This is a genomic window from Streptomyces sp. WAC03905, from assembly GCF_057371075.1.
In genome coordinates this window covers 307,484-330,395 of sequence record NZ_JBXYDZ010000003.1, presented here as the reverse complement: position 1 = coordinate 330,395, position 22,912 = coordinate 307,484, and the positions used below count along the sequence as shown (strand labels likewise).

The window sequence follows — 22,912 nt, the reverse complement described above, 5'->3', positions numbered from 1 at the left end:
AGCGGCATGTGGTCCAGTGGGCGGCGAGCACGACACCGAGAGGTTCCCCCGCATGCCCCTTCCTGCGATTCCCCGCCGGGTCAAGATCGGCGATGCCGCCGCCCTCGCCGGGACCACACCCCGCGCCATCCGCCACTACCACGCCATCGGGCTGCTCGCCGAACCGCAGCGCGGCAGCGACGACCGCCGCCGCTACGGATACGACGACATGGTCCGCCTGCTGTGGATCCGAAAGATGGCCGATGCCGGTATCTCCCTGGAGGACATCGGCGCCGCCTTCACGCGCCCCGGCATCGAGGAGCCCCTGGCCCGCCTGGAGGAGTCCCTCGCCTCCAGGGCCGCCGCGATCGAGGCCCAACGGGCCGCCGTGCGCCGTCTCCGAGAGGCGGGCAGCCCCCTGGGCCTGCTCTCACCGCTGGTCACCGGCCGGCTGCAGGATCTCCCGCCCGGAGCCCTGCGCTCCGCCGACCTCGACACCCTCCTGGTCACGGAGCGCATCTTCGGGCCCCTGGGCGCCGCCGTCCAGGCCAACCGGTTCATCGTCCTGGCCACCCATCCCGGGCTGCGGGCCGAGGAGGACCGGCTGGCCGAGGCCGAGGCGTCCCTGGACGACACCGTTTCCCCCGACGACCCCCGTGTCGAGGACCTGGCCGCCCGACGTCGTGATCACGAGACCGCCCTGGAAGCCGCCGGTGAACGGTCCGGCCTGGCGGAATCCCTCGACGCCCTCCTGGACCGGGAGGACGGGCCCGCGGACGAAGCGCGGGACGGGAGCGGGGAGGGGATGAGCGTGGCGGAGGCCGTCGGCAGGATGCCGTACGACCTCTCCCCGGCCCGCGTCCGGTACGAGGAACGCGTCCTGGAACTGCTGCACCCGGCCGCTGGGTGACCCCCGTATCCGGCCGAACGCCCCGCGGACGCCGTCGACCGGGTTCAGCCACAGCGGGATCGTGCCGCCGGGGCGCAGTAGTCTGATCAATGCATGCTGGCTGGACGGCGGGGAAGGGGCGCGGTGAGAGCGGCACGGGCTTTGGCGACGCTGGACGAGGTGGACGTCGGCGACCACGTCTGCTGGCTGGTCGACGCGGCTGCCCCCTTCCCCGGTACCGCGCGGGCGTACGTGGCCGACGGCGCCCTGTACGGGGACAAGATCGTGGTGGTCGGAGCGGCCGGCGGCGTGGCCGAGGGCACGTTCCGGGCCTCGGCCGCGGTGGTGCTCGATCTGCCGAGTCTGGGGGACACCGACTCGGTACTGGCGGCGGTGAAGCGTGAGGCCCGAACCGCGGCCCGCGAGGGCTACCGTTCGGTACGCGTACTCGCCGAAAGGGTTCCGGTCACGGAGCCCGGTGCGGCGCACGACCTCCTGTCGCAGGAGCTCAGGCTCGACGAGTTCGCCTCGGAATGCGGGGCGATGGTGGTGTGCGCGTTCAGGCCGTCCCAGTGGCAGGCGGATACGCTGGAGCACGTGGCGAGTGTGCACCCGCACGAGATGGGCACACGTGCAGAGCGTCCGGCCTTCCGAATGTTCAGCACGGGCGTCGACAGCTGGAGCGTGGACGGGGTGATCGATTCGCAGGGCGCCGCGGCGTTCAACGCCGCGCTGCGCGCGGCCGTGGGGTACACGCCGAGGATGAGGCTGTGCTTCGACCGCCTGGAGATGATCGACGCCGCCGGAATGGGGGCCCTGGTCGACGCGGCGAACCACCTTCCCGGACGGCACATCGTCGTGGAGGGTGCCAACGAGACCGTGCGGCTGTGCTGGGAACTCGCCGGATACGCCACCCCCGGAGTGCCGGTGGTGATGGCCGTATGAGCACCACCCGGCCGCCCGGCGCCCCGGCGGCGACAGCCCGGGCCGAGGCCCGCTTCCGCCACGAGCTGTACCCGTACCAGGGGCAGGACCAGTTCATGACCGGCATCCTCGGTTTCATCCGGGAGGCGCTGGAGGCGGACGAAGCGGTCGTCGTCGCCGTCCCCACGGCCCGGGCGTCTCTTCTGCGGGGCGAGCTGGGCGGCGAGCCCGCCGTCACGTTCGTCGACACCGCGACCGCCGGACCCAATCCGGGGCGGCTCGTGGACGCCTGGACCGCCTGGCTGGGGGAGAGCGGGGAGGGCGGCCGGCCGGTGCGGGGCGTCGGGGAGACCGCCTGGAGCCAGGCCCGCAACGCGGCCCACCTCTCGGAGCTGCGCCACCACGAGTGGCTGCTCAACCAGGCCTTCGCGCGGAGCTCCGCGTGGTCCATGCTGTGCCCCTACGACACCACCGACGCGGACCGGGCCGCGCTGCGCTCCGTCTCCCGCTGCCACCCGCTGATCCACGAGGACGGCCGGTACACGCCCAACGGGGAGTTCCTGGACGACGACCGCTACCCGTTCGACGCCCTGGCCGCCCCCTGCGATCCGTACCAGGAACTCGGCTACGCGCGCGGGGACCTGGCCGCGGTCCGCTCCAAGGTCGCCCAGTGCGCGGCCGACGCGGGCGTGTCCCCGGAGCAGCGGGCGAAGCTCGCGGTGGCCGTCACCGAGATCGCGACCAACAGCATCTGTCACGGCGGGGGCGGCGGAACGCTGCGTACGTGGGCCCAGGACTCGGTGTTCCTGTGCGAGTTCCGGGACGCCGGGTACATCGCCGACCCGATGGCCGGCCGCGTCCGGCCGTCGGCCCGACAGCTCGGCGGCCGTGGACTGTGGCTCGCGCACCAGCTCTGCGACCTGGTCGAGATCCGGTCCACCCCCGAACAGGGCACCACCGTACGCCTCCACATGGACGTCCAGGGGCAGCAGGCCCGCTGACGCGCAGCGGGCGCGCCCCGGCGACGCAGGCCGCGGCTCCGCGGGCGGCCGCGGCCGCCCCCGCTCCGCGGCGGCAGGTCAGGTGCGCACCCGAGCGAGTTGGCGGTTCATCTCGGCCATGAACCGCACCACGACGTGCAGTTCATCGGCGTTGAAGTGGGCACGGGCGGCTTCGGTGGAGCGGGCCAGCGGGCGGAAGTACTCGCGTGCTGCCTCCCTGCCCGCCTTGGTGTAGTGCAGGTGGACCACCCGGCGGTCGTCCACGGCGCGCTCCCGGCGTAGGTGCCCCGCCTTCTCCAGCCGGTCCAGGCACGCCGAAACCGCACCGGAGGTCAGGTTCATCCGTGCGCCCAGCCGCCCGGGGGTCATCGGCCCGGCCGCTTCGTCGCCCTCGGCGTCCAGGACGGCGATCAGGGCCTGTACGTCCGTCAGGTGCAGGCCCTGGGCCTGGGCGAACTCCTGTGCGATCCGGTTGAAGTCGGCGTTCATCGCGCGCAGCAGAACGGCGAAGGCCTGCAACCCGATCGGGTCCTCGGGAGGAAGTACGTGCGGGGAGTGGTCGGCGCTGCGCATGGCACCAGCATATGATCTCTCGACGATTGAGATACTTCATCATTGAGTGAATTGGAGTGAGGGATCCGTGACGCGTACACCCCGCTGGGCCCGATGGCTGGTGCCCGTACTGCTGCTGGTGGTCTGGCTCGGCATCGGCGGCACGCTGGGCCCCTACGCGGGAAAGCTCGGCGAGGTCGCCACCAACGACCAGGCGGCGTTCCTCCCGCAGAGCGCGGAGTCCACCCGGGTCCTCGAAGCCCGCCGAGCCTTCGAGCGCTCCGAGTCGGTCCCCGCGATCATCGTCTGGCAGGCGTCCGACGGTGGCGCGATCAGTGACGCGCAACAGCAGGAGGCGACCGCGGCCGTCGCGGCGCTGACCGGCCGGACGGGCATCACGGGACAGCCCTCACCCGCTCTGCGCTCCGCGGACGGCGCGGCCCTGCAGGCCGTCGTGCCGTTGGCCCCCGACCTCGGCGAGGAACTGCCCACCGTCCTGGACCAGGTCCGCACGGCGGTGGGAGTGCCGGAACTGGCCGCCCGGATCGCGGGTCCCGCAGCCACTCAGGCGGACCTCGCGGACGCTTTCGCCGGCATCGACGGGCTCCTGCTGGGCGTGGCGCTCGGCGCGGTCCTGCTGATCCTGCTCCTGGTCTACCGCAGCCTGCTGCTGCCCTTCGTGATCATCATCAGTGCCGTCTTCGCGCTCGGCCTCGCCTGCGCCGTCGTCTACGCCCTCGCCGACCGCGGTGTCGTGCGCGTCGACGGCCAGGTCCAGGGCATCCTGTCCATCCTGGTCATCGGAGCGGCGACGGACTACGCGCTGCTGCTGGCCGCCCGGTTCCGGGAGGAGCTCGCGGTCCGGGGCGACCGTACGGCCGCAGCCGCCGCCTCGGTGCGTCGCTCCGCCGGGGCGATCACGGCCAGCGCGGCCACGGTGGCCCTCGGTCTGCTCGCGCTCCTCGCCAGCGACCTGACCAACAACAGGGCCCTCGGCCCCGTCGGCGCGATCGGCATCCTCTGCTCGCTCCTGGCCACCCTGACCTTCCTGCCGGCCGTCCTGGCCCTCCTCGGCCGCGCCGCGTTCTGGCCCGCCACACCCAAACCCGCCGACGCCACGGCGGAAGGCCACCGCATCTGGCGCCGCGTCGCCGGCCTCATCGACCGGGCACCGCGCCGGGTATGGGTGGCGACGACCCTGCTCATGCTGGTCCTCGCGGCCTTCGCCCCCACCCTGTCCTCCCGGGGCGTTCCCCTCGACGAGATCTTCGTCAAGGACGCCCCCTCGGTCGCCGCCCAGGAAACGCTCGGCAAACACTTCCCCGGAGGCTCCGGCCAGCCCGCGGTGATCATCGCCGATGCCGCCAGGGCTCAGGAGGTGCAGGCGGCCGCCCGGAGCGTCGACGGCGTCGCCTCCGCCACGCCCGTCACCGCCTCCGGGCGCCCCGGCGGTGAGCCCCTGGTCGTCGACGGCCGGATCCGCATCGACGCCGTCCTCACCCCCGCCGCCGACAGCGACGCGGCGAAGACCGCCGTACGGGACCTGCGCGACCGCGTGCACGCCGTCCCAGGGGCCGACGCCCTGGTCGGCGGCTACACCGCCCAGAAGTACGACACCGAACAGACCGCCGCCCGGGACCGCACCCTCATCGTCCCCGTCGTCCTGGTCATCATCCTGCTCATCCTGGTCCTGCTCCTGCGCTCCGTCCTGATCCCCGTCCTGCTGGTGGCCACGGTCGCCCTGAACTTCCTGGCCACGCTGGGCGTCTCCGCGCTCGTCTTCCAGCACCTGCTCGGGTTCAGCGGCACGGACGCCTCCGTCCCCCTCTACGGCTTCGTGTTCCTGGTCGCCCTCGGCGTCGACTACAACATCTTCCTCATGTCCCGGGTCCGCGAGGAAAGCCTGACCCACGGCGTCCGCCAGGGCGTCCTGCGCGGTCTCACCACGACCGGCGGTGTCATCACCTCGGCCGGCGTCGTGCTCGCCGCCACCTTCGCCGCCCTCATGGTCATCCCGCTCGCCTTCCTCGTCCAGATCGCCTTCATCGTCGCCTTCGGCGTCCTCCTCGACACCCTCGTCGTGCGCTCCCTCCTCGTTCCCTCCCTCGTGATCGACATCGGCCCGCGCAGCTGGTGGCCGAGCTCCCTCTCCCGTCGGCCTCCCATCGCCGGGAGCACGGAGGAGGCCTGAACCGGCGGCGCGCGCCGAGCGGGCGGGCCGGCCGACCGGCAGGGGCGGCCCTGCCGATCGGCCGGCCGCGGCGAGCGCGGCGGCACGAGTGACCGGGATCAGTCCGCCGACGTGCGCGGCGTGGTCTGCTGGACGGCCCAGCCGTTGCCGTCCGGGTCGGAGAAGTGGACGAAGGAGCCCCACGGAAGGTCCTGGATCTCCGTCACCTCAACCCCCCGGCCGCGCAGGTCCTCGTAGGCCTCCTCGATGTCGGTGACCACGACCTGCATGTTGTCGAGGGAGCCCGGGGTCATCCGGGTGAGGCCCCTGCCGATCGCGATCGAGCAGGCCGATCCCGGCGGGGTCAGCTGTACGAAGCGGATGTCCTCGCTGACCGTGACGTCGTGGTCGGCGACGAAGCCGATCTTCTCGTAGAAGGCCTTGGCCCGGTCGACATCGGTGACGGGGACGGCGACGAGTTCCAGTTTGATGTCCATCACGGCATCATGCGCCCCGGACCGGTGCCGCGCCGTCGGTTTCCGTGCCGGCGGGCGTGTCCGCCGCCGCGAACTGCGTGCGGTACAGCTCCTCGTACCGGCCGCCCGCGGCCAGCAGCCCTGCGTGCGTGCCCCGTTCCACGACCCGGCCGTCCTCGACCACCAGGATCAGGTCGGCCGCCTGTACGGTCGACAGCCGGTGCGCGATGACCACGGCGGTCCGGCCCGCGAGGGCCTCGCCCAGGGCCTCCTGCACCGCCGCCTCCGAGGTGGAGTCCAGGTGCGCGGTGGCCTCGTCGAGGACCACCACCCGCTGCCGGGCCAGCAGCAGCCGGGCGATCGTCAGCCGCTGCCGCTCACCGCCCGACAGGCGGTAGCCGCGCTCCCCGACGACCGTGTCCAGCCCGTCCGGCAGCGAGGCGACCAGGCCGTCCAGCCGGGACCTGCGCAGGGCCTCCCAGATGTCCTCCTCGGTGGCGTCCGGCCGGGCCAGCAGCAGGTTGGCCCGTACCGACTCGTGGAAGAGGTGCCCGTCCTGGGTGACCATGCCGAGCGTCTCGCGGATCGAGTCGGCCGTCAGGTCCCGTACGTCGATGCCGCCGAGCCGGACCGCGCCCGCGTCGGCGTCGTACAGTCGCGGCAGCAGTTGCGCGATGGTCGACTTGCCGGCGCCGGACGAGCCCACCAGGGCGATCATCTGGCCCGGTTCGGCCCGGAAGGACACCTCGTGCAGCACCTGCGTACCGCCCCGCGGGTCGAGCACGGCGACCTCCTCCAGGGACGCGAGCGAGACCTTGTCGGCGGCCGGGTAGCCGAAGGACACCCGGTCGAACTCGACGGCCACCGGCCCCTCCGGCACCCGGCGGGCGTCCGGCTTCTGTGCGATGAGCGGCTCCAGGTCGAGGATCTCGAAGACCCGCTCGAAGCTCACCATCGCGCTCATCACCTCGACGCGGGCCCCGGCGAGAGCGGTCAGCGGGGCGTACAGCCGGGTCAGGAGCAGGGCGAGCGCGACGACGGAACCGGCGTCGAGGGTCCCGCGCAGGGCGTAGTGGCCGCCCAGCCCGTAGACGAGTGCGAGGGCCAGCGCCGAGACCAGGGTGAGGGCCGTGATGAACGCCGACTGGGCCATCGCCGTACGGATCCCGATGTCCCGGACCCGCGCCGCCCGGACGGCGAACTCCGCGGACTCGTCGGCGGGTCGGCCGAACAGCTTGACCAACGTCGCGCCGGGCGCCGAGAACCGCTCGGTCATCTGGGTGCCCATCGCGGCGTTCAGCGCCGACGCCTCCCGCTGCATCGCCGCCATCCGCGCGCCCATCCGGCGGGCCGGCAGCACGAACACCGGCAGCAGCACCAGCGCCAGCAGGGTGATCTGCCAGGAGATGCCCAGCATCACGGCGAGGGTCAGCAGCAGGGTCACGATGTTGGCGACCACCCCCGACAGGGTGTTGCTGAAGGCCCGTTGGGCACCGATGACGTCGTTGTTGAGGCGGCTGACGAGGGCCCCGGTACGGGTCCGGGTGAAGAAGGCGACCGGCATCCGCTGCACGTGGTCGAAGACCGCCGTCCGCAGATCCAGGATCAGTCCCTCGCCGAGGGTGGCGGAGAGCCGACGGGCCAGCAGCCCGAGCCCGGCCTCCGCCACCGCGATCAGGGCGATGAGGAGGGCGAGCCGGGTCACCGTGGACCCGTCCCGGCCCTCCACGATGGCGGTCACGACCCGGCTGGCGAGCACCGGCGTGGCCACCGCCAGCAGGGCGGTCACCACGCTCAGCAGGAGGAAGAGAACGAGCCCGCGGCGGTGCGGGCGGGCGAACGCGGCCACGCGGCGCAGACCGGCCCGGGAGAGGGGGCGGCGGTCCTGCTGGGCGTTGATCGCGCTGTGCAACGAGGTCCAAGCGGTGACTTCCATGTCCATGACCCGAACGCTAGGACCTCAACCAAAGTAGAGGTCAAGCGTTCGGCGCCGGACCCCCCGACCGGGGGACCGCCGGGACCGTCGGGGCCGAGGGGAACGTCGGGGCCGAGGGGGCATCGCAGAGGCCGCCCCGGCAACCTCGCCAGGGCGCAAGGGATTTGGAAGGCCCCTCCTCTGTCGGTGCCCGGTGGCATCATCGGTCCATGACGCAGGGATCCGAGTCCGTCCGCTTCACCAAGAACACCACAGACACCGTCCTGCACCACTTCGAACGCTGGGCGCGCGACACGCCCGAGGCTCCCGCCCTCATCGCGGGCACGAAGAACCGGCTCCCGTACGGGGTGCTCGACGCCCGCGCCAACCGGCTGGCGCACCACCTGCTCGCCCGCGGCCTGCCACCCGGCGCCCTCGTCGCCATCGGCACCACCCAGCCCGCCGAAATCGTCGTCGGCATCCTCGCCGTCCTCAAGGCCGGCGGGGTCTACGCCGTCCTCGACGCCGAGACGCCCCGCACGGGCCGCCGGCAGCTCGCCGCGCTCCAGCCCCTGGAGCCCTACGCGCTGCTCACCCACGCGCCCCACCGGGCCGCTCTCGACACGGCGTTGGGCCTGCGCGCGATCCGGACCGACGAGGCCGCCACCGAGATCGCCGACCGACCCGCCCACGCACCCGACCGCGTGGCCGGCGCCGACGGCTCGGGCGCGGCCGTCGGCGGCGCGGCCGTCCTCTTCACGGCGAGCGCCGAACCGCGCCCCGTGCGCGTCGGCCACGCCCTGCTGCTCGCCGCCCACGAGGGCTGGACCGAGCTGACCCGGCCGACCCCGCAGGACCGGCACGTCATCACCGCCCGGCCGGACGTCACCGCCTTCGCCGCCGGCTGGACCCGGGCCCTGTGCACGGGCGGGGCTCTCGTCCTGCCCCCGGGACCCTCCTGGCCGTCCGGCAACCCGCTGACGCTCCGCACGGCGGTCGACCTCCAGAAGGTCACCGTCGTCCACACGGACCCGGCCGGCATCGCGGCGCTGGTCGTCGACGGCCCCCGGCCCGCCGCGGCGGACCGCAGGACCGGCCCCCGGCCGTTGCGCTCCCTCCGGCTGGCCACCGTCACCGCAGACCGCCTCCACCTCGACGAAATGGACGCCCTGCACAGCCGGTTGCGCCCCGGCGTGCGCATCCTGAACGTCTACGGGCTCACCGAGACCGCCGGTGTCGGCACCTGCTTCGAACTCCCGCAGCTGCCGGCCCCCGTCGCCGAACCGGAACGCCACTCCCTGCTGGGCACCCCCTTCGCGGGATGCCAGGTCCACCTGCGCGGCGGGGAGGTGCACCTCGCCCCGCCCGGCGGCGGTGACGCGATACCCACCGGCGACCTCGGCGTGGAGCGCCCCGACGGCCTGCTGGAGTACGCCGGACGGATCCGGGACAGGATCCCCCTCCAAGGAGACTCCTTCGACCCGCACGCCGTCGAGGGGGCGATCCGCACCCACCCGGGCATCGGCGGGGCCGTCGTCGCCGGCGTCGAGAAGGACGGCGAGCGGCGGCTCGTCGCCTACGTCTGCCCGCCGCCCGGCGACCCGGCCTGGGACGCCTCCGCGCCGCTGCCCGACATCCACGGCCTGCGCAACCACCTGGCGGGCGTCGTCCTGAAGGAAGCGTCCCCCACCGTCCTCATCCGGCTCCGGGCCCTGCCGCGCAACCGGGCCGGCCAGGAGGACCGCTCGGCCCTGCCGCTGCCTCCGCAGCCCGTTTCCGAACGGCCCGCCGCGTACGGGAGCAAGTACAGCCGGGCATCGACCACCGTCGGGAACCCGGACGGCGGCCGCGCCGTCCTCGCCGGATGTGCGACGGTGGTCCTCGCCTTCTTCACCCTGGTGTTCACGCCCGTCGTGTGGCCCGGCTCCACCGACCTCTCCGCCGTGCCCTACCCGTGGGCGGCCCTGTTCTTCCTGCTCTACGTGGCGGAGAGCCTGGCCTTCGGCGCCGGCCTCGCCTTCCTGTTCACCGGGTATCGCCTGATCGAACGCCGGGAACGCGGCCGGCCCCCGGGCCGCATCAGGGCCGTCCACCTCGCGGCGAGCTACCTGCTGCTGGCCTGGTGGCCGCAGGACAACGCCTACCGGCTCGCGGCCAAACAGGACTGGCCCCTCCAGGCCCTCCTCGTCTACGCCTTCAACATCCCCCTGATGGTCGCGGGCCTGGTCCTCGCCCTCCACGTGGCCCGCACACCGGACTCGCCCTTCGACTTCGAGGACCGGGACTGAGCCCGGCGCCGGCCGACGCACGGCCGACCCGCGCCGGCGGACCGACGGGAAGGCCCGTGCCGCCGCGCCGCTCCCGGCGGGCGCGCCGCCGTCACGGCGCGGCCGGCTCCGGAGGGTCGAACATCGCGCCGACGGCCGCCGCCCCGGCGCGGACCAGCGACTCGGCCGCGTCCAGCGCCTCCGGGCTGCGCGCCGCCACCAGTACGCCCAGCCAGGGCGCCGGTTCGAAGGCGGCCGTCGGGATCGCGGGGACGAACACCGCCCCGAGCTCCGCGCAGCCCCGGGCCAGGTCCGCGCACAGCTCGTCCAGTTGCGGCTCCGGCAGCCGCGCCCCGAGCTCCACCCGGTCGGCGATGCGGACGAGGTGTCCCGCGCCCCGCAGCGCGTCGAGCCGGGCCGCCACCATGAAGGCGATCGACGGCCCGGTCAGCCGCAGGTTCGTCTCGGTCGGCGCGAGCCGTCCCTCGGGGTCCACCACGAAGTCCACGTCGAACCAGCCCCGGTAGCCGGACTCCGCCAGCCCCCGGCCCACCGCCGCACCGAAGGCGAGCAGCGGCTCCCGCGCCCACGGCGGCACGACGCCGGGGCCTACCGTGGCTCCGCGGTAGGCCCCCGCCGTCACGTCCATCCGGGCCGCGCCGACCTCGTGGACCCGGCCGGCCGGATCCACGAAGCCGTCGTACGTCAGGTCGCGGGTCGCGGCCGGATCCGCGGGCCCGTCGACGAACTCCTCCACCAGCAGCGGCCCGCGCGGCAGCCGTCGCAGGACCGCGCGGGCGCCGCCCGCGGCCCGGACCTGCCCGGCGGTGACCACGGTGGTGCCCGAACCTCCGACGCCGTGCTCCGATTTCAGAACGGTGCTCTCGCCGGCCCGTGCCCGTGCGGCCAGCAGCCGGGCCGCCGCCCACCGGCCGGAAGCCCGTACCTGTGCGGGGAGCACGATGCGGGGATGGCCGCCCCCCGCCAGGATCCGCGCGAACAGGCCGTGCGCCGCCGCCTTCGACTCGTGGCGCAGCTCCCCGGGCCGCCACGGCCGCCCCGCGAGCAGCCCGAACGAGCGGGTGAGCCCCCACGGTACGAGCGGCTCCCCGGCGCCGGTCAGCCGCGCGGCCAGCGCCGGCCGGGCCCGTACGGCGTCGGTCAGCCCGGGCCCCCGCTCCACCAGCCCGTCGAACACCTCGACGCCGGTCCAGCCCAGCTGCCGGCAGACCAGCTCGGTCCACCCGGCGGGCACCGCCCGGGGCAGGACCAGCGCCGACGGGTAGGGGCTGTAGAACGCGGCCAGGCAGGAGTAGTGGTGGGCGGCGGCCTGCTCACGGTCCAGGGAGGGGTCGCCGAACTGCGCGTTGAACTCGGCGACGTTGCCGACGTGCACGGCCCGCCCGCCGCCGGTCCAGGCCCGCGCCCAGTCGGCGAGGGGTGCCGGGGCGGCCTCGAACCGCACCAGGGACCCCGCGGCACCGGCGGCGGCCCCCGCCGGAGCCGCGACCGCGCCCATCGCCCGGTAGAAGCCCTCCGCATGCGGATCCGAGTCGATGACCAGCCGGCGCACACCCTGTTCCACGGCCCGGCGCAGCACGTCCCGGTACAGCAGCCGCCCCACTCCCTGCCCGATGGCGGAGGGTTCCACGAAGAGCAGCCCGAGCGTGGCCCGGGGGGCGTCGCCCTCCAGGGAGGCGAGCCCGAGGAGCGTCCCCTCGGGGTCCTCCGCCACCACGATCCGGCGGGCCGTCACCTCGTCCGGCAGGATCCGCAGTTCCGGGGCGCACGCCGCGAGGAAGCCCGCGTCGTACCCCCAGTGCGCCTTGGACCGCATCACCAGCCCGGTCAGGGCCTCCGCCTCGGCCGCCCGCGCGGCCCTGACCTTTACCATTCCCTGACCTCCCCATGGTCTGCGGGGAGGCCGTGCGATAGATTCGGCCTCCCCACGGCACATATTTTCCCACCACCGGAGACAGGCTTCTCAATGAGCGACATCATCAACGGACTTGGCCGCACCAGCGCCTACGGCGCCCTGGGCCTCGTCCTGCTGATCCTCGGCATCGTCCTCGTGGACGTGCTGACGCCCGGGAAGCTCCCGAAGCAGATCTGGGAGGAGCGCAACCGCAACGCGGCCCTCTTCCTCAGCTCCGCGCTCCTCGGCATCGGCGGCATCGTCTTCACCTCGATCTGGACCACCTACGACGACTTCGGCAAGGGCCTGGCGTCGACGGCGGCCTTCGGCCTCCTCGGCCTGGTCCTGATGGCGGTGGCCTTCCTCGTGCTCGACCTGGTGACCCCCGGCAAGCTCGGCGCCATCGTCGTCGACCGGGAACCCCACCCGGCGGTCTGGGTCTCCGCCGCCTGCAACCTCGCCGTCGCCGCGATCGTCGCCGCTTCGATCGCCTGACGCGGAGCCCCCGTACGTGGTCCAGAGCGCCGCTCCGTCACAGGAGCGGCGCTCTGCCCGTGCCCGGCCCCGCCACCCCCACCGGGTCGCCCGCTACGCCAGGCCCAGGGCGAACGCCCCGTAGCCCGCGGCCAGAAGTCCCGCCGCCGTGCGGCGGACCGCACGGCGCACCGCGCTCGCGCCGCCCCGGCCCTCGACCGGCGCGGCCTCGAACCGCCGCGCGTACCGGGCGATCACGACCAGCAGCGCCGCGAACACCGGCATCCACGCCAGCCGTGCCACGATCCAGCCCGGACTGTCCGGCGCGGCCGTCAGCCCGGCCAGCCCGTCCCCGCCCCCTCCCGCGAACGCAGCGGGCACGGCCGCGGCCAGCAGGGCCGTCTGGTGCCAGCACAGGATCGTCATCGCGCACAGGTTGACCACCACCACCGGCGCCCACAGGGCCGGCCGGACCAGCAGCCGCGCCAGCCGGTCCCGCAGCAGGATCGCCGCACCCGACTGGGCCGAGGCCAACGCGAGCACCAGCAGCGACGGCGGGTGCGAGTTCGTCCGGGCCGCACCCGGCACCCCCACCATCGACGCCGGATAGTGGAACACCGCCAGCAGCGCCGCGAACAGCAGCGCCCCGCCGACCAGGAGCAGCCAGGCTCCGCGCCGCCCGATCCGCCGCTCGCCCCAGTCCACGCCCAGCTGGTACGCGAACAGCCAGCCCGGCAGGACGTTCAGCAGCGACAGCCATGACGGTACGGACTCCGCGAGCGGCCCGTACCGCAGCAGGTCCACCACCGCGACCGCGGCGAGCAGCGGAGCCGCCGCCCAGCCGCCCAGCCGGTGCGCCGCCCGCACGCAGTACGGGGTCAGCGCGGTGAGTACCACGTACACCCCGACGAACCACAGTGGTTGGACCACCAGTTTCGCGCCGGTCCGCAGCGACGCCTCCGGCACCCCGGCCGCGTACAGGACGGGCGCCGCCAGCGCCCAGACCACCGTCACCCCGAGCACGGGCCGGCCCAGGCGTACGACGCGGCCCTTCAGCCAGGCGCCGGTCGATCCGGGGCGGCGCCGGTAGGAGAGCGCCGAGGCGTAGCCGCCCACGAGGAAGAAGACGCCCAGCATCTGCAGCACCCAGCTGACGGGGGCCAGGGCGCCGAAGGTCGACAGGGGACTGGCGTTGTGCAGGCCGCCGTCCGAGTCGAGCGTGAAGCCGCCGAGCAGCCAGTGGCCGGTCGGGACGGCCAGCAGCGCGAGGGCGCGCAACCCGTCGACCGCCCTGTCACGGTGGGCGGGGGTCTGCCGGTCGATCCGCCCGGCGGCCTTCCGCAGTGGCGCCAGGACCGTGGAGGCGCTCATGGGGCCTCTCCCTTCGCGATCGCGGCGAAGGCCGCGAGGGACTGTGTTCCCGGCGTGAAGTAGCCCGCGTGGCCCCGTACGTCGGAGGCGGGCACCCGGCGGGCGCCGAAGGCCGCCGAAGTGGGGTCGGCGCCGTGGCCGAGCCCGGCGAAGCTGACGTTCGGGACGTCCGCGATCCAGTCCGAGGGGCCCCGGGCCGCCCAGACGCGGGCGCCGGTGCGCAGGGCGCCGGCGGTGTCCGCGCGCATGCCGGGAGAACCGAGGGCCACGATGTCGGCGGCGTCGGTGTGCCGGGCCGCCAGCCCGCAGACCACCGAGCCGTAGCTGTGGCAGAACAGCACCGGGTCAGGTGCGCCCACCGCGTCGAGACCGGCGGTGAAACGGGCCAGCCGCGGTGCCCCGGCGGCGGCCAGCCGCCCGTCGGCCGCGTCGAGCCCCACGCCGACCGGGGTGGTGTACCCGGTCCACGCGATGACGGCCACCGAGGCGCCGCCCGCCGAAGCCGCGCCCGCCGAATCCGATGCCGCCGAACCCGCCGTCGCCGTGAGCAGCGCACGGGCCATGCCGGCCGGGCCGGTGTACGGCGCGCGCCGGGCGTCGTGCGAGGTGGCGTCGTTGTCGGACCCCGGCACGATCACCGATACGTGGGCGGCGTGCTCCAGGTCCCCGAAGACCTCGGCCACCTGACCCCGGCCGCGCGGGTCGAAAGCCAGGATCCGTCGGTCCGCGGCGGCCAGAGAGGCGTACCGCGCCTCACCGGTGGCCGCGACGGCGAGCCGGTTGGCTTCGTAGCGCAGGGGGAGGGGCGCCCCGTCGAGGTTGCCCACCACCGACGGGTGGTCGCGCACGAGGGCGGAGCGCTCGGCGTCGTCCAGCCCGGCGAAGAACCGGGCCACCTCCCGCGGTGTCGCCGTCGCCGGATCGGGCAGCGCCCCGCCGTACGCCGTGTCCGCCCGCCAGGCGGCGGCGCCCGGCGGCGGCCCGGTGACCGCCGACTGGCTCTCGCCCGAGGCCCATCCGGCGGTCCCCCCGACGACGGACACCGCCAGCACGGCGGTGACCAGCGTCCTTCCAAAGCGGCGCATGCCCCTTCTCCTCTCCTCGCGACGAGGAGGAAGGTAGGAAGGCGGCAGCACCGCGTACGTCGGACCGTGGAGCCAAGTCCGATGTCATACCCCGGTAGGGGGTGGAGGAGACGCGACCGCCGGACCGGGCCGTACGCGATGCCGGTCCGGGCGGTGGGCTCAGGCCGAGTCGCCCGGGCGCACCAGCCCCGCCTCGTAGGCGAAGATCACGGCCTGGGCGCGGTCGCGCAGGTCGAGCTTGGCCAGCACCCGCCCGATGTGCGTCTTGACCGTCTGCTCCGCCAGTACCAGATGGCCGGCGATCTCCTGGTTCGACAGCCCGCGCGCGATCAGCTCCAGTACCTCGGTCTCGCGCGGCGTCAGTCCGTTCAGCCGGAGCGCCGGGTCCTTGCGCGGCGTCGGCCGCTGCTGCACGAAGTCCGCGATCAGCCGCCGCGTCACCGACGGCGCCAGCAGCGCCTCGCCCGACGCGACGACCCGTACCGCCGCGATCAGATCGGCCGGCGGGGCGTCCTTGAGCAGGAAGCCGGAGGCCCCGGCGCGCAGCGCCTCGTACACGTAGTCGTCGATGTCGAAGGTGGTCAGCATCAGCACCCTCGGACGGTGCACCACCCCGGGTGGCGGGTCGAGGATCTCCCGCGCCGCCGTCAGGCCGTCCATCTCCGGCATCCGTACGTCCATCAGCACCACGTCGGGGTGCGTGGAGCGGGACACCTGCACGCCCCGGCGCCCGTCGGGCGCCTCGCCCACCACGTCGATGTCCGCCTGCGCCGAGAGCAGCGCGGCGAATCCCGCCCGCACCATGGCCTGGTCGTCGACGATGACCACGCGGATGGTCAACTGCGCTCCTCGTTCGTGTCGTTGCCGTTCTCGTCCGTGGCCTCGGTACCGGCACCGGCGCGCAACGGCAGGCGCGCGGCGACCCGGAAGCCCCCGTCGGGCAGCGGCCCGGTGTCCAGCGTCCCGCCGGTCAACCGTACGCGCTCCCGCATGCCCACGAGACCGTGCCCGGTGCCCGGTCCGTCCGGTTCGACCACCGCGTCCCGGGTCGCCGGCCCGTTGACGACGAGGACGAGGACCTCGTCCTCGTCGGCCGTCACCGACACCCGGGTGGGCGCGCCCGGCGCGTGCCGCACCACGTTGGCGAGGGCCTCCTGCACGATCCGGTACGCCGACAGGTCCACCGCGGGTGGCGCGGCCCGCGCCGCTCCGGCCGCGAGCGACAGCTCCACGGGCTGGCCCGCCCGTACGGTCGCCTCCACCAGCTGCTGGAGCCGGCCGATGCCCGGCTGCGGAGTCCGCTCGCCGTCGGCGCCGCCACCGGCGCCGGTGCCGTCCGTGCCACCCGCACCGTCCGGGGTCCGCAGCACGGTCAGCAGCCGCCGCATCTCGGCGAGGGACTCCCGCGCGCCGGCCGCGATCGCCGCGAACTCCTCCCGCACCGGCTCCGGCATGCCCGGCAGCCGGTAGGGCGCCGAGTCGGCCTGCACGGTGATCACCGACATGTGGTGGGCCACCACGTCGTGCAACTCACGGGCGATGCGGGCGCGTTCCTCCAGCAGGGTGCGCCGCGACCGCTCGGCCTCGCTGATGCTCTCCTGTTCGGCGATCCGCTGGCGCGCGTCGCCCAGACCGCGCAGCGCGCCCGTCAGGGCCAGCACGACTCCACCGAGGACGAAGAGCAGCGCGGCGGTGTTCATGGTGTCCGCGGGCTGGAAGAAGCCGAGCACCGCGCCGAGCGCACCGGTCACCAGCCACACCCCGACCAGGGTCCGTACGGTCTCGCGCAGCCCGAGGCAGGCCATCAGCACCAGGTAGCCGACGACCGCCATGGGAGTCCACGGCCAGGAGTGCCCGGCGACCTTGTCGGCCTGGGTCAGCAGGACCGCACCGAGGGTGTCCGCGAGCAGGACGAGGAGCCAGGCCGGCAGCGGCCGGGTCACCGCGAGGAGCAGGGGCACGGTCTGCGCCACCCCGAGCGCGCCCGCCCAACCGCCGTCCATGCCGTAGTCGCCGGTCAGCACGGCGATCGTCGTCGGCAGCAGCGAGACCACGAAGGTGGCGACCAGGACGTACGGGAGTGCCCGCTGCCAGGCCCGGGGAGCCTGCGCGAACAGTGGCTGGGCCGTCCCGGCCGGGGTGCGCAGGGCCGCGGCGAGCTGCGCCAGGGCGCCGGGATCCCCGCCCCCGGCCGGGCGGGCGGGGGCCCCGGCCGGGCGGGCGGGGGCCCCGGCCGGTGTCCGTCCTCCGGCCCGTCGGGGGGCTTTGTCGCTCATGATCGCACCAGCCTATGCTCCGGCGGGCCCGGACGGGCGCAGGGGTAGGCTGCACGGCAGTCGATCATGGGGGAGATGTTCGCATGGGCGGGGCGGCCGCGCTGGAGAAACTGGTTCCGGTGCTGCTGGCCTTCGGCGGCGGAGTCCTCCTCGCGCGCCGCAAGGTGGTGCCGGCCGAGGCCTCCAAGGTCTTCTCCGACTACGCCTTCCTGTTCGCGATGCCCTGCTACCTCTTCGGCAACATCTACTCCAGCGACCTCGCCGCCCTCTTCGACTGGCGGGCGATAGGCGGCTACGCGGCGGCCGCCGCGGTCGCCGTGGCGGTCGTGGCCGTGGCGGCGGTGGCCCGGGGCCGGCGGGAGCCCCGCGCCGTGGCACTGCGCGTGATGGCCGGCGTCCAGGTGAACACCGCCTACTTCGCCGTCCCCGTGTTCATCACCGTCTTCGGGACGGCCGCACCCGTCTTCCCGATCCTGCTCTTCCAGGTGTGCGTGCTGTCCCTGGTCGTCATCGCCCTGATGGAACTGGGCAGCGCGGGCCCCGCCGAGGGCGGCCCGGGGCGCCGGCTGTCGCGGGCCGTCGGTGCCTCGCTCGCCACCCCGCTGGTCCTCGCCTGCAACGCGGGCATCCTGCTCAACCTGCTGTCGGTGCGGGTCCCGGCCGTGGCCCTGGACGGAGCCGCCTTCGTCGGGAACAGCGCCTCGCCGGTCGCCCTGTTCGCCCTCGGTCTGCACCTCGGCGGCGTCGGCCTCCGGCTGCGGGGCACGACGCGCGAGGAGCTGGCCCTGATCGGCTTCAAATGCCTGGCGTTCCCGCTGCTGGCGTGGGCGGTGTGCGGGCCGCTGTTCGGGGTGCGGGGCGACTGGCTGGCGTACCTCGTCCTGACAGCGGCGATGCCGACCCCGCAGAACCTGTTCATCTTCGCCCAGCGCTACGACGTGGGCGTGGACCTCTCCGCCTCCGTCGTGATCAAGACCTCGCTCGTCTCCCTGGTCCTGCTGCCCCTCTGGCTCCACACCCTGGCCACCTGACCCCCCACCGCTCGTACGGGCGGTGGGGAGCGGTGGCGAGGCGGTCGTGCCCCGGGCGCCGGCGGCTCGTTGGGCCGGTATGGAACTGCCGAGCATCGCGGCGCCCGGCGTCGGCGAACGCGCCGACGCCGTGGCCGACGCCGCCTGCCACCTCTACGACACCGTCGCGCCCTGGGGGCCCGGGGCGCCCGGAGGGTGGAGCCGGACCGCGGCCGAGGACGCCGCCGAGGCGATCGAGACCACGGCGTACGCCCTCGCCTCCGCGGCCCCGGGCGCCGAGGTGGTGCTCGCACCCGTCCACGCGGCCCTGGCCGACCTGCGCCGCCGCCTCGGCCTCGCGCCCGCCGAGCTGCTGTCCGGCGACGGCCTCCCGGCGGTCCCGCGTACGGTCGGCAATCCGCGCCGGACCCGGTGGGTGCGGGCCCTTACGGCGCCTTCGCCCCGGCAACCGCCTTCTCGTACAACTTCCTGATGTCCGCGCCGAAGTAGGAGCTGTACGAGACGTCGGACCGGTCCCCGCCCGTCTTCCAGCCGCCGATCACACCGACCACGTCGCCGGTCCCGGTGCGGCCGTCGAGCCGCAGCAGGAAGGGGCCGCCGCTGGTGCCGCCCGGGTAGCCGGTGCAGGCGATGCGCAGGAAAGAGCCCGGGATGCGGGAGTCGGTGCTGGTGTACTTCGTCGTCCGGTTGACGCACGTGCGCGGCCGCGCGGCCGAGGACGGGTGCCCGATCAGCGTGGCCCGGGCGTGCGCGTAACCGGCGCCGGTGACCAGCCGGTTGCCGCCGACCACGTCCTGCACCCGCAGCCCCTTCACGCCGGGGCCCACCTGGGCGAACGCCACGTCGAGGGCGGCCGCGCGGTTGACGCCCTGGGTGCGGTAGCGCTGGTCGATCCAGATCTTGGAGCGGCCGGCGGCCGTCCGCAGCACCGGGAACATCCCGAACGGCCGGGGCTTGGCCCGGGTGTACTGCGGTACGAAGGCCACCTGCTGGGTGTCGGCGCCGAGCAGGCAGTGGGCGGCGCTGATGATCAGGTTGCGGCCGGGGGAGGCGACCACGCTCGCGGTGCAGAAGTACGAGCCGCTGCCCTTGACGAGGAACATCCGGCCGACGACCGGGAGGCCGCCGAAGTCCTGTCCGACGCCGGGGCCGGCGGCCGGGATCCGGGGCAGTGCCGGACGTACGGGCGCGGGCGCCGGCAGGATGCTCGGTGTCGGTGTCGGTGTCGGTGTCGGTGTCGGTGTCGGCGCGGGTACGGGCCCGGCCGGGGGCACGACGGGCGTCGCGGCCGACGGCGACGGCAGCGCCCCCGGGTCCGGCGCCGGCCACTCCACCGGCGGGTCCGGCGCGATCTCCACCGGGCCGGCGGGGGCCTGCGGTGCCGCACCCGGCTCCGGGGGACCCGGCGGCAGCGGACGGGCCGACGCCATCCGCTCCGGCGTCCAGAAGGACTCCGCGTCGTGCACGCCCCAGCGGCCCACCGCCGCCGGTGCGGCCGCGGCGCTCCCCGCCCCCGCCGCGGGCAACGGCCCCGCGGACACCAGCAGGGCGGCCGCCGCCGCGGCCACCGTCAACGTACGTCGCATGCCGGACACTCCCTAAACGGCCTGGGGGAAACGGAAGAGCCGGTCCGGGTCGTAGGTACGCCGGACCTCCTCCAGCCGGGCGAGGTTCGGGCCGTAGTAGGCCTCGCGCCAGCCGCTGAGCTTCGGGTCGATGTAGTTCTGGTACGCCCGGCCGCTCGCCCACGGGCGCAGGCCCTGCCACAGCCCGTCGAGCCAGGCCTCGTGCCGGGCCGCGTCGGCGGTCGGCGCGGTGTCGGGCCAGTGGACGAGGTACTGGGCGAGGAAGGCGCTGTCCCGGTGCGCGAAGGCGGTGTCGCCGGCCGGGACCCGGTTCACCGCGCCGCCGCAGACCCCGTCGAACTGCACCACGGCGAGGCCGCCGCGAGGGGCGCCGGCCGCGTACCGCCGGACGGCGTCCAGGACCGTGCCGATCGCCTCGTCCGGCAGGCCGGCGTCCGCCCAGAAGTCGGAGCGGGCGGCGTAGGAGTTCCTGCCGAGGCGCCCCCGCGGGTCCCGGCCGGGCAGCAGGCCCGGCAGCCGGCACTCCGCCGCGCTCAGGTCCAGGCAGCCCGACATGGCCCGCACGGTGTCCCCGTGGCTGCGGACGACGACCCAGCTGTCCCGTGGCGCCGCGCCGACCAGATCGGACAGCCGCGTCAACTGCCGCTCCAGCTCCTGGCGCCCGTCCAGGCACACCACGCGCACGGAGGGCACCGCGGCGGCCCCGGCTCCCGGCCCGGATCCGGTGCCGGCCTCGACGGTGAACTCCACCTGGCTCCAGAACGGGTCCGGCAGCGCGGCCAGCCAGCGCTGCCAGCCGCGCAGTACGGCCGCGGAACCGCCGTCGGGCCAGTGGAGTTCGGCGAAGGCGCAGTCGTCGACCGGGTGGGTACGGAAGGCGAACTCGGTCACCACGCCGAAGTTGCCGCCGCCCCCGCCGCGCAGGGCCCAGAAGAGGTCCGGATCCCGGTCCGCCGCGACCTCGCGGACGCTCCCGTCGGCGGTGACCACCCGCGCTCCGGCCAGCCGGTCAGAGGTGGTGCCGTACGCCCGCGAGGCCAGACCGAGCCCGCCGCCCAGCGTGAGCCCGGCGATGCCGACGGAGGGGCACAGTCCCGTCGGGACGGACCGGCCCCGCCCGGCGAGGATCGTGTGCACGTCGCCGAGCCGGGCGCCCGCGCCGATCCGTACGCCGTCCCCCTCCACCGTCACCGCGGCCATCGCTCCGGCGTCGACGACCAGGGCGCCGGTCCGGGTGGACCAGCCGGCGTAGCTGTGCCCGCCGCCGCGGGGCACCACCGGGACCGCCGCGCGGCGGGCGAAGTCCAGGCAGACGGCGACGTCCCCGGCGTGCGCGGGGTAGGCGACTGCGGCCGGTGCGACGGTGTCGTAGCGCGGCTGGAACAGCCGCCTGGCCTCCGGGTAGTCACGGTCCCCGGGAAGCACCAGCCGCCCGTCGATCCCGCGGGCCAGCGCGCCGTAGTCCGGACCCCCGGCCGCCGCGCCGACGGTGGCGAGGACGGCCGCGGCCGCACCGCCGAGGACCTGACGCCGATGGAGGCTCATACCTCCTTCCTGCCACCGTCCGTCCCGATCCCCGTGCAGGCGGGTCCCACGCGTACCGCGTTGACCCCCGAACGGCTCAGCGCCGAAACGGTTCGACTCCTGCTATCAACGGACCGGGCGGCATGGATCCCGTGCTCCCCGACCGCCCCTCGGACCCCGAACGGCCGCCGTACGCTGCCCCCATGAGCCTTGTGGACCTCACCGCGCACGCAGAAGAGTTCAACGCCGATCCGTACCCCTTCTACGAGACGCTGCGCGCCGCCGGCCCCGTCCACCGGCTGGTGCTCGGCGGCGAACGGGCCTGGCTGGTCGTCGGCCACCAGGAGGCCAGAGAGGCGCTCAGCCACCCGGCCCTGTCCAAGAACTGGCTGGGGTCGGAACTGTCCGAGGTCACGCGGGCGCCTGCCGTCGCCACCAACATGCTGGACGCCGATCCGCCGCACCACACCCGGCTGCGGCGCCTGGTGGCCCGGGAGTTCACCTCCCGCCGGGTCGAGTCGCTGCGGCCCCGCGTCCAGCAGATCACCGACGGGCTGCTGGACGCGATGGACGCCGTGCCCGAGCGCCGGGGCGACCTCATCGGGTCCTTCGCCGTGCCGCTGCCGATGACGCTGATCTGCGAACTGCTGGGCGTTCCCCACCTGGACCGGGCCCGCTTCCGCTACTGGTCGGGCGAGATCGTCGCCCCGCTCGACGGCGTCGGCGCGGACCCCCGGGTGCTGGACGAGATGACCGCGTACCTCGCCGAACTCGTCGCGGCCAAGGCCCTCGAACCGGGCGACGACCTGCTCAGCGCCCTGATCCGGACCCGGGAGGAGGACGGCGACCGGCTCTCCCCGGACGAACTGATCGGCATGGCCTTCCTGCTGCTGGTCGCGGGCCACGAGACCACCGTCCACCTCATCGGCAACGGGGTACGGGCGTTGCTCGCGCACCCGGAGCAGCTTGCCGCGCTGCGTGCCGACCCCGACGGGCTCATCGACGGCGCGGTGGAGGAGATGCTGCGCTACGACGGGCCGGTGCAGCACGCCACGTACCGCTTCGCCGACGCCGATCTGGAGCTGGGCGGGGAGCGGATCGCGACCGGCTCGTCCGTCATGGTCGCCCTGGCCGCGGCCGACCGGGATCCGGCCCGGTTCGGCGGGCCGGGGCCCGGCCCCGACGCGTTCGACATCCACCGCACCGGCCCGGGCCACCTGGCCTTCGGCCACGGCATCCACTACTGCCTCGGCGCGCCGCTCGCCCGTATGGAGGGGCGGATCGCGATCCGCTCACTGCTGGAACGTTTCCCCGGTCTGGCCGAGGACCCGGACGCGGGCCCGCCCGACTGGCTCCCGGGCACCCTGATGCGCGGCGTGACCCGCCTCCCGCTCCGCTGGTGATCACCCCTGCCCGACGAACCGGAGCCGCCCGCGACAGCACGCCGCCCCTTCGTCGGCCGCCCTTGCGGCGAGCC

At 74.6% G+C, this 22,912-nt stretch carries 19 protein-coding genes; 9 read left to right on the top strand and 10 right to left on the bottom strand.

Annotation, left to right across the window (positions count from 1 at the left end):
- Positions 1–52 precede the first annotated feature (52 nt).
- From AC2RP6_RS04400 to AC2RP6_RS04390, 3 genes are all read left to right on the top strand, one after another.
- Positions 53–889 (top strand): MerR family transcriptional regulator, encoded by an 837-nt coding sequence (locus AC2RP6_RS04400; RefSeq protein WP_486444923.1) that lies wholly within the window; start codon positions 53–55, stop codon positions 887–889.
- A 123-nt stretch (positions 890–1,012) separates the two neighbouring features.
- Positions 1,013–1,813, top strand: a complete 801-nt coding sequence (locus tag AC2RP6_RS04395; RefSeq protein ID WP_486444922.1) for an MEDS domain-containing protein — start codon at positions 1,013–1,015, stop codon at positions 1,811–1,813.
- Entirely contained in the window at positions 1,810–2,793 is a 984-nt protein-coding gene (locus tag AC2RP6_RS04390; protein ID WP_486444921.1) for an anti-sigma factor RsbA family regulatory protein, read from the top strand. Before AC2RP6_RS04395 ends, AC2RP6_RS04390 begins: the two co-directional genes overlap by 4 nt.
- Before the next feature lie 78 nt (positions 2,794–2,871).
- Here AC2RP6_RS04390 and AC2RP6_RS04385 read toward each other — a convergent pair whose 3' ends face one another.
- Positions 2,872–3,366 (bottom strand): MarR family winged helix-turn-helix transcriptional regulator, encoded by a 495-nt coding sequence (locus AC2RP6_RS04385; RefSeq protein WP_486444920.1) that lies wholly within the window; start codon positions 3,364–3,366, stop codon positions 2,872–2,874.
- Between the two features lie 67 nt (positions 3,367–3,433).
- On the opposite strand from AC2RP6_RS04385, the gene AC2RP6_RS04380 reads away from it, so the two are divergent.
- The gene (locus AC2RP6_RS04380) at positions 3,434–5,536 is read left to right on the top strand and encodes an MMPL family transporter (RefSeq protein ID WP_486444919.1); all 2,103 of its coding nucleotides are present in this window, start codon (positions 3,434–3,436) and stop codon (positions 5,534–5,536) included.
- A 98-nt stretch (positions 5,537–5,634) separates the two neighbouring features.
- Here AC2RP6_RS04380 and AC2RP6_RS04375 read toward each other — a convergent pair whose 3' ends face one another.
- Entirely contained in the window at positions 5,635–6,012 is a 378-nt protein-coding gene (locus tag AC2RP6_RS04375) for a VOC family protein (protein WP_486444918.1), read from the bottom strand.
- A gap of 7 nt (positions 6,013–6,019) precedes the next feature.
- Complete coding sequence (locus AC2RP6_RS04370) at positions 6,020–7,933, bottom strand: ABC transporter ATP-binding protein (protein ID WP_486444917.1); 1,914 nt, start codon at positions 7,931–7,933, stop codon at positions 6,020–6,022.
- Between the two features lie 203 nt (positions 7,934–8,136).
- On the opposite strand from AC2RP6_RS04370, the gene AC2RP6_RS04365 reads away from it, so the two are divergent.
- Entirely contained in the window at positions 8,137–10,194 is a 2,058-nt protein-coding gene (locus tag AC2RP6_RS04365; protein ID WP_486444916.1) for an AMP-binding protein, read from the top strand.
- A 91-nt stretch (positions 10,195–10,285) separates the two neighbouring features.
- Here the strand turns inward: AC2RP6_RS04365 and AC2RP6_RS04360 are convergent, their stop codons facing one another.
- A complete protein-coding gene (locus tag AC2RP6_RS04360) occupies positions 10,286–12,067 on the bottom strand; it encodes a GNAT family N-acetyltransferase (RefSeq protein WP_486444915.1) in 1,782 nt (593 codons plus the stop codon).
- Between the two features lie 93 nt (positions 12,068–12,160).
- Between AC2RP6_RS04360 and AC2RP6_RS04355 the strand changes: the two genes are divergently transcribed.
- The gene (locus AC2RP6_RS04355; protein WP_030030303.1) at positions 12,161–12,583 is read left to right on the top strand and encodes a DUF350 domain-containing protein; all 423 of its coding nucleotides are present in this window, start codon (positions 12,161–12,163) and stop codon (positions 12,581–12,583) included.
- A gap of 93 nt (positions 12,584–12,676) precedes the next feature.
- On the opposite strand, the gene AC2RP6_RS04350 is transcribed toward AC2RP6_RS04355, so the two are convergent.
- The 4 genes from AC2RP6_RS04350 to AC2RP6_RS04335 form a co-directional block, all read right to left on the bottom strand.
- Positions 12,677–13,933, bottom strand: coding sequence for an acyltransferase family protein (locus AC2RP6_RS04350; RefSeq protein ID WP_486444914.1), 1,257 nt, complete (start codon positions 13,931–13,933; stop codon positions 12,677–12,679).
- Positions 13,930–15,018 carry an alpha/beta hydrolase gene (locus tag AC2RP6_RS04345; protein WP_486444913.1) on the bottom strand — a complete coding sequence of 363 codons (1,089 nt, stop codon included), beginning with the start codon at positions 15,016–15,018 and terminating at the stop codon, positions 13,930–13,932. The genes AC2RP6_RS04350 and AC2RP6_RS04345 overlap by 4 nt, the downstream gene beginning before the upstream one ends.
- A gap of 159 nt (positions 15,019–15,177) precedes the next feature.
- Positions 15,178–15,858, bottom strand: a complete 681-nt coding sequence (locus tag AC2RP6_RS04340) for a response regulator (protein WP_486444912.1) — start codon at positions 15,856–15,858, stop codon at positions 15,178–15,180.
- Positions 15,855–17,294 carry a sensor histidine kinase gene (locus tag AC2RP6_RS04335; RefSeq protein WP_486444911.1) on the bottom strand — a complete coding sequence of 480 codons (1,440 nt, stop codon included), beginning with the start codon at positions 17,292–17,294 and terminating at the stop codon, positions 15,855–15,857. Before AC2RP6_RS04335 ends, AC2RP6_RS04340 begins: the two co-directional genes overlap by 4 nt.
- 83 nt (positions 17,295–17,377) lie before the next feature.
- Here AC2RP6_RS04335 and AC2RP6_RS04330 point away from each other — a divergent pair, with 83 nt between their 5' ends.
- Positions 17,378–18,325 (top strand): AEC family transporter, encoded by a 948-nt coding sequence (locus tag AC2RP6_RS04330; protein ID WP_486444910.1) that lies wholly within the window; start codon positions 17,378–17,380, stop codon positions 18,323–18,325.
- 79 nt (positions 18,326–18,404) lie between these two features.
- The gene (locus AC2RP6_RS04325) at positions 18,405–18,797 is read left to right on the top strand and encodes a hypothetical protein (protein ID WP_486444909.1); all 393 of its coding nucleotides are present in this window, start codon (positions 18,405–18,407) and stop codon (positions 18,795–18,797) included.
- On the opposite strand, the gene AC2RP6_RS04320 is transcribed toward AC2RP6_RS04325, so the two are convergent.
- Positions 18,751–19,911, bottom strand: coding sequence for a S1 family serine peptidase (locus tag AC2RP6_RS04320; RefSeq protein WP_486444908.1), 1,161 nt, complete (start codon positions 19,909–19,911; stop codon positions 18,751–18,753). The genes AC2RP6_RS04325 and AC2RP6_RS04320 overlap by 47 nt on opposite strands.
- A 12-nt stretch (positions 19,912–19,923) precedes the next feature.
- Positions 19,924–21,456 (bottom strand): FAD-binding oxidoreductase, encoded by a 1,533-nt coding sequence (locus AC2RP6_RS04315; protein ID WP_486444907.1) that lies wholly within the window; start codon positions 21,454–21,456, stop codon positions 19,924–19,926.
- A gap of 182 nt (positions 21,457–21,638) precedes the next feature.
- Between AC2RP6_RS04315 and AC2RP6_RS04310 the strand changes: the two genes are divergently transcribed.
- Positions 21,639–22,838, top strand: a complete 1,200-nt coding sequence (locus AC2RP6_RS04310) for a cytochrome P450 family protein (RefSeq protein ID WP_486444906.1) — start codon at positions 21,639–21,641, stop codon at positions 22,836–22,838.
- Positions 22,839–22,912: the final 74 nt, after the last annotated feature.

Bases quoted from the DNA above. Each gene is read 5' to 3' on its own strand.
- AC2RP6_RS04400 (WP_486444923.1), top strand. From the start codon at position 53: ATGCCCCTTCCTGCGATTCCCCGCCGGGTCAAGATCGGCGATGCCGCC.
- AC2RP6_RS04390 (WP_486444921.1), top strand. From the start codon at position 1,810: ATGAGCACCACCCGGCCGCCCGGCGCCCCGGCGGCGACAGCCCGGGCC.
- AC2RP6_RS04385 (WP_486444920.1), bottom strand. From the start codon at position 3,366: ATGCGCAGCGCCGACCACTCCCCGCACGTACTTCCTCCCGAGGACCCG.
- AC2RP6_RS04375 (WP_486444918.1), bottom strand. From the start codon at position 6,012: ATGGACATCAAACTGGAACTCGTCGCCGTCCCCGTCACCGATGTCGAC.
- AC2RP6_RS04370 (WP_486444917.1), bottom strand. From the start codon at position 7,933: ATGGACATGGAAGTCACCGCTTGGACCTCGTTGCACAGCGCGATCAAC.
- AC2RP6_RS04365 (WP_486444916.1), top strand. From the start codon at position 8,137: ATGACGCAGGGATCCGAGTCCGTCCGCTTCACCAAGAACACCACAGAC.
- AC2RP6_RS04360 (WP_486444915.1), bottom strand. From the start codon at position 12,067: ATGGTAAAGGTCAGGGCCGCGCGGGCGGCCGAGGCGGAGGCCCTGACC.
- AC2RP6_RS04355 (WP_030030303.1), top strand. From the start codon at position 12,161: ATGAGCGACATCATCAACGGACTTGGCCGCACCAGCGCCTACGGCGCC.
- AC2RP6_RS04350 (WP_486444914.1), bottom strand. From the start codon at position 13,933: ATGAGCGCCTCCACGGTCCTGGCGCCACTGCGGAAGGCCGCCGGGCGG.
- AC2RP6_RS04345 (WP_486444913.1), bottom strand. From the start codon at position 15,018: ATGCGCCGCTTTGGAAGGACGCTGGTCACCGCCGTGCTGGCGGTGTCC.
- AC2RP6_RS04335 (WP_486444911.1), bottom strand. From the start codon at position 17,294: ATGAGCGACAAAGCCCCCCGACGGGCCGGAGGACGGACACCGGCCGGG.
- AC2RP6_RS04330 (WP_486444910.1), top strand. From the start codon at position 17,378: ATGGGCGGGGCGGCCGCGCTGGAGAAACTGGTTCCGGTGCTGCTGGCC.
- AC2RP6_RS04325 (WP_486444909.1), top strand. From the start codon at position 18,405: ATGGAACTGCCGAGCATCGCGGCGCCCGGCGTCGGCGAACGCGCCGAC.
- AC2RP6_RS04320 (WP_486444908.1), bottom strand. From the start codon at position 19,911: ATGCGACGTACGTTGACGGTGGCCGCGGCGGCGGCCGCCCTGCTGGTG.
- AC2RP6_RS04315 (WP_486444907.1), bottom strand. From the start codon at position 21,456: ATGAGCCTCCATCGGCGTCAGGTCCTCGGCGGTGCGGCCGCGGCCGTC.
- AC2RP6_RS04310 (WP_486444906.1), top strand. From the start codon at position 21,639: ATGAGCCTTGTGGACCTCACCGCGCACGCAGAAGAGTTCAACGCCGAT.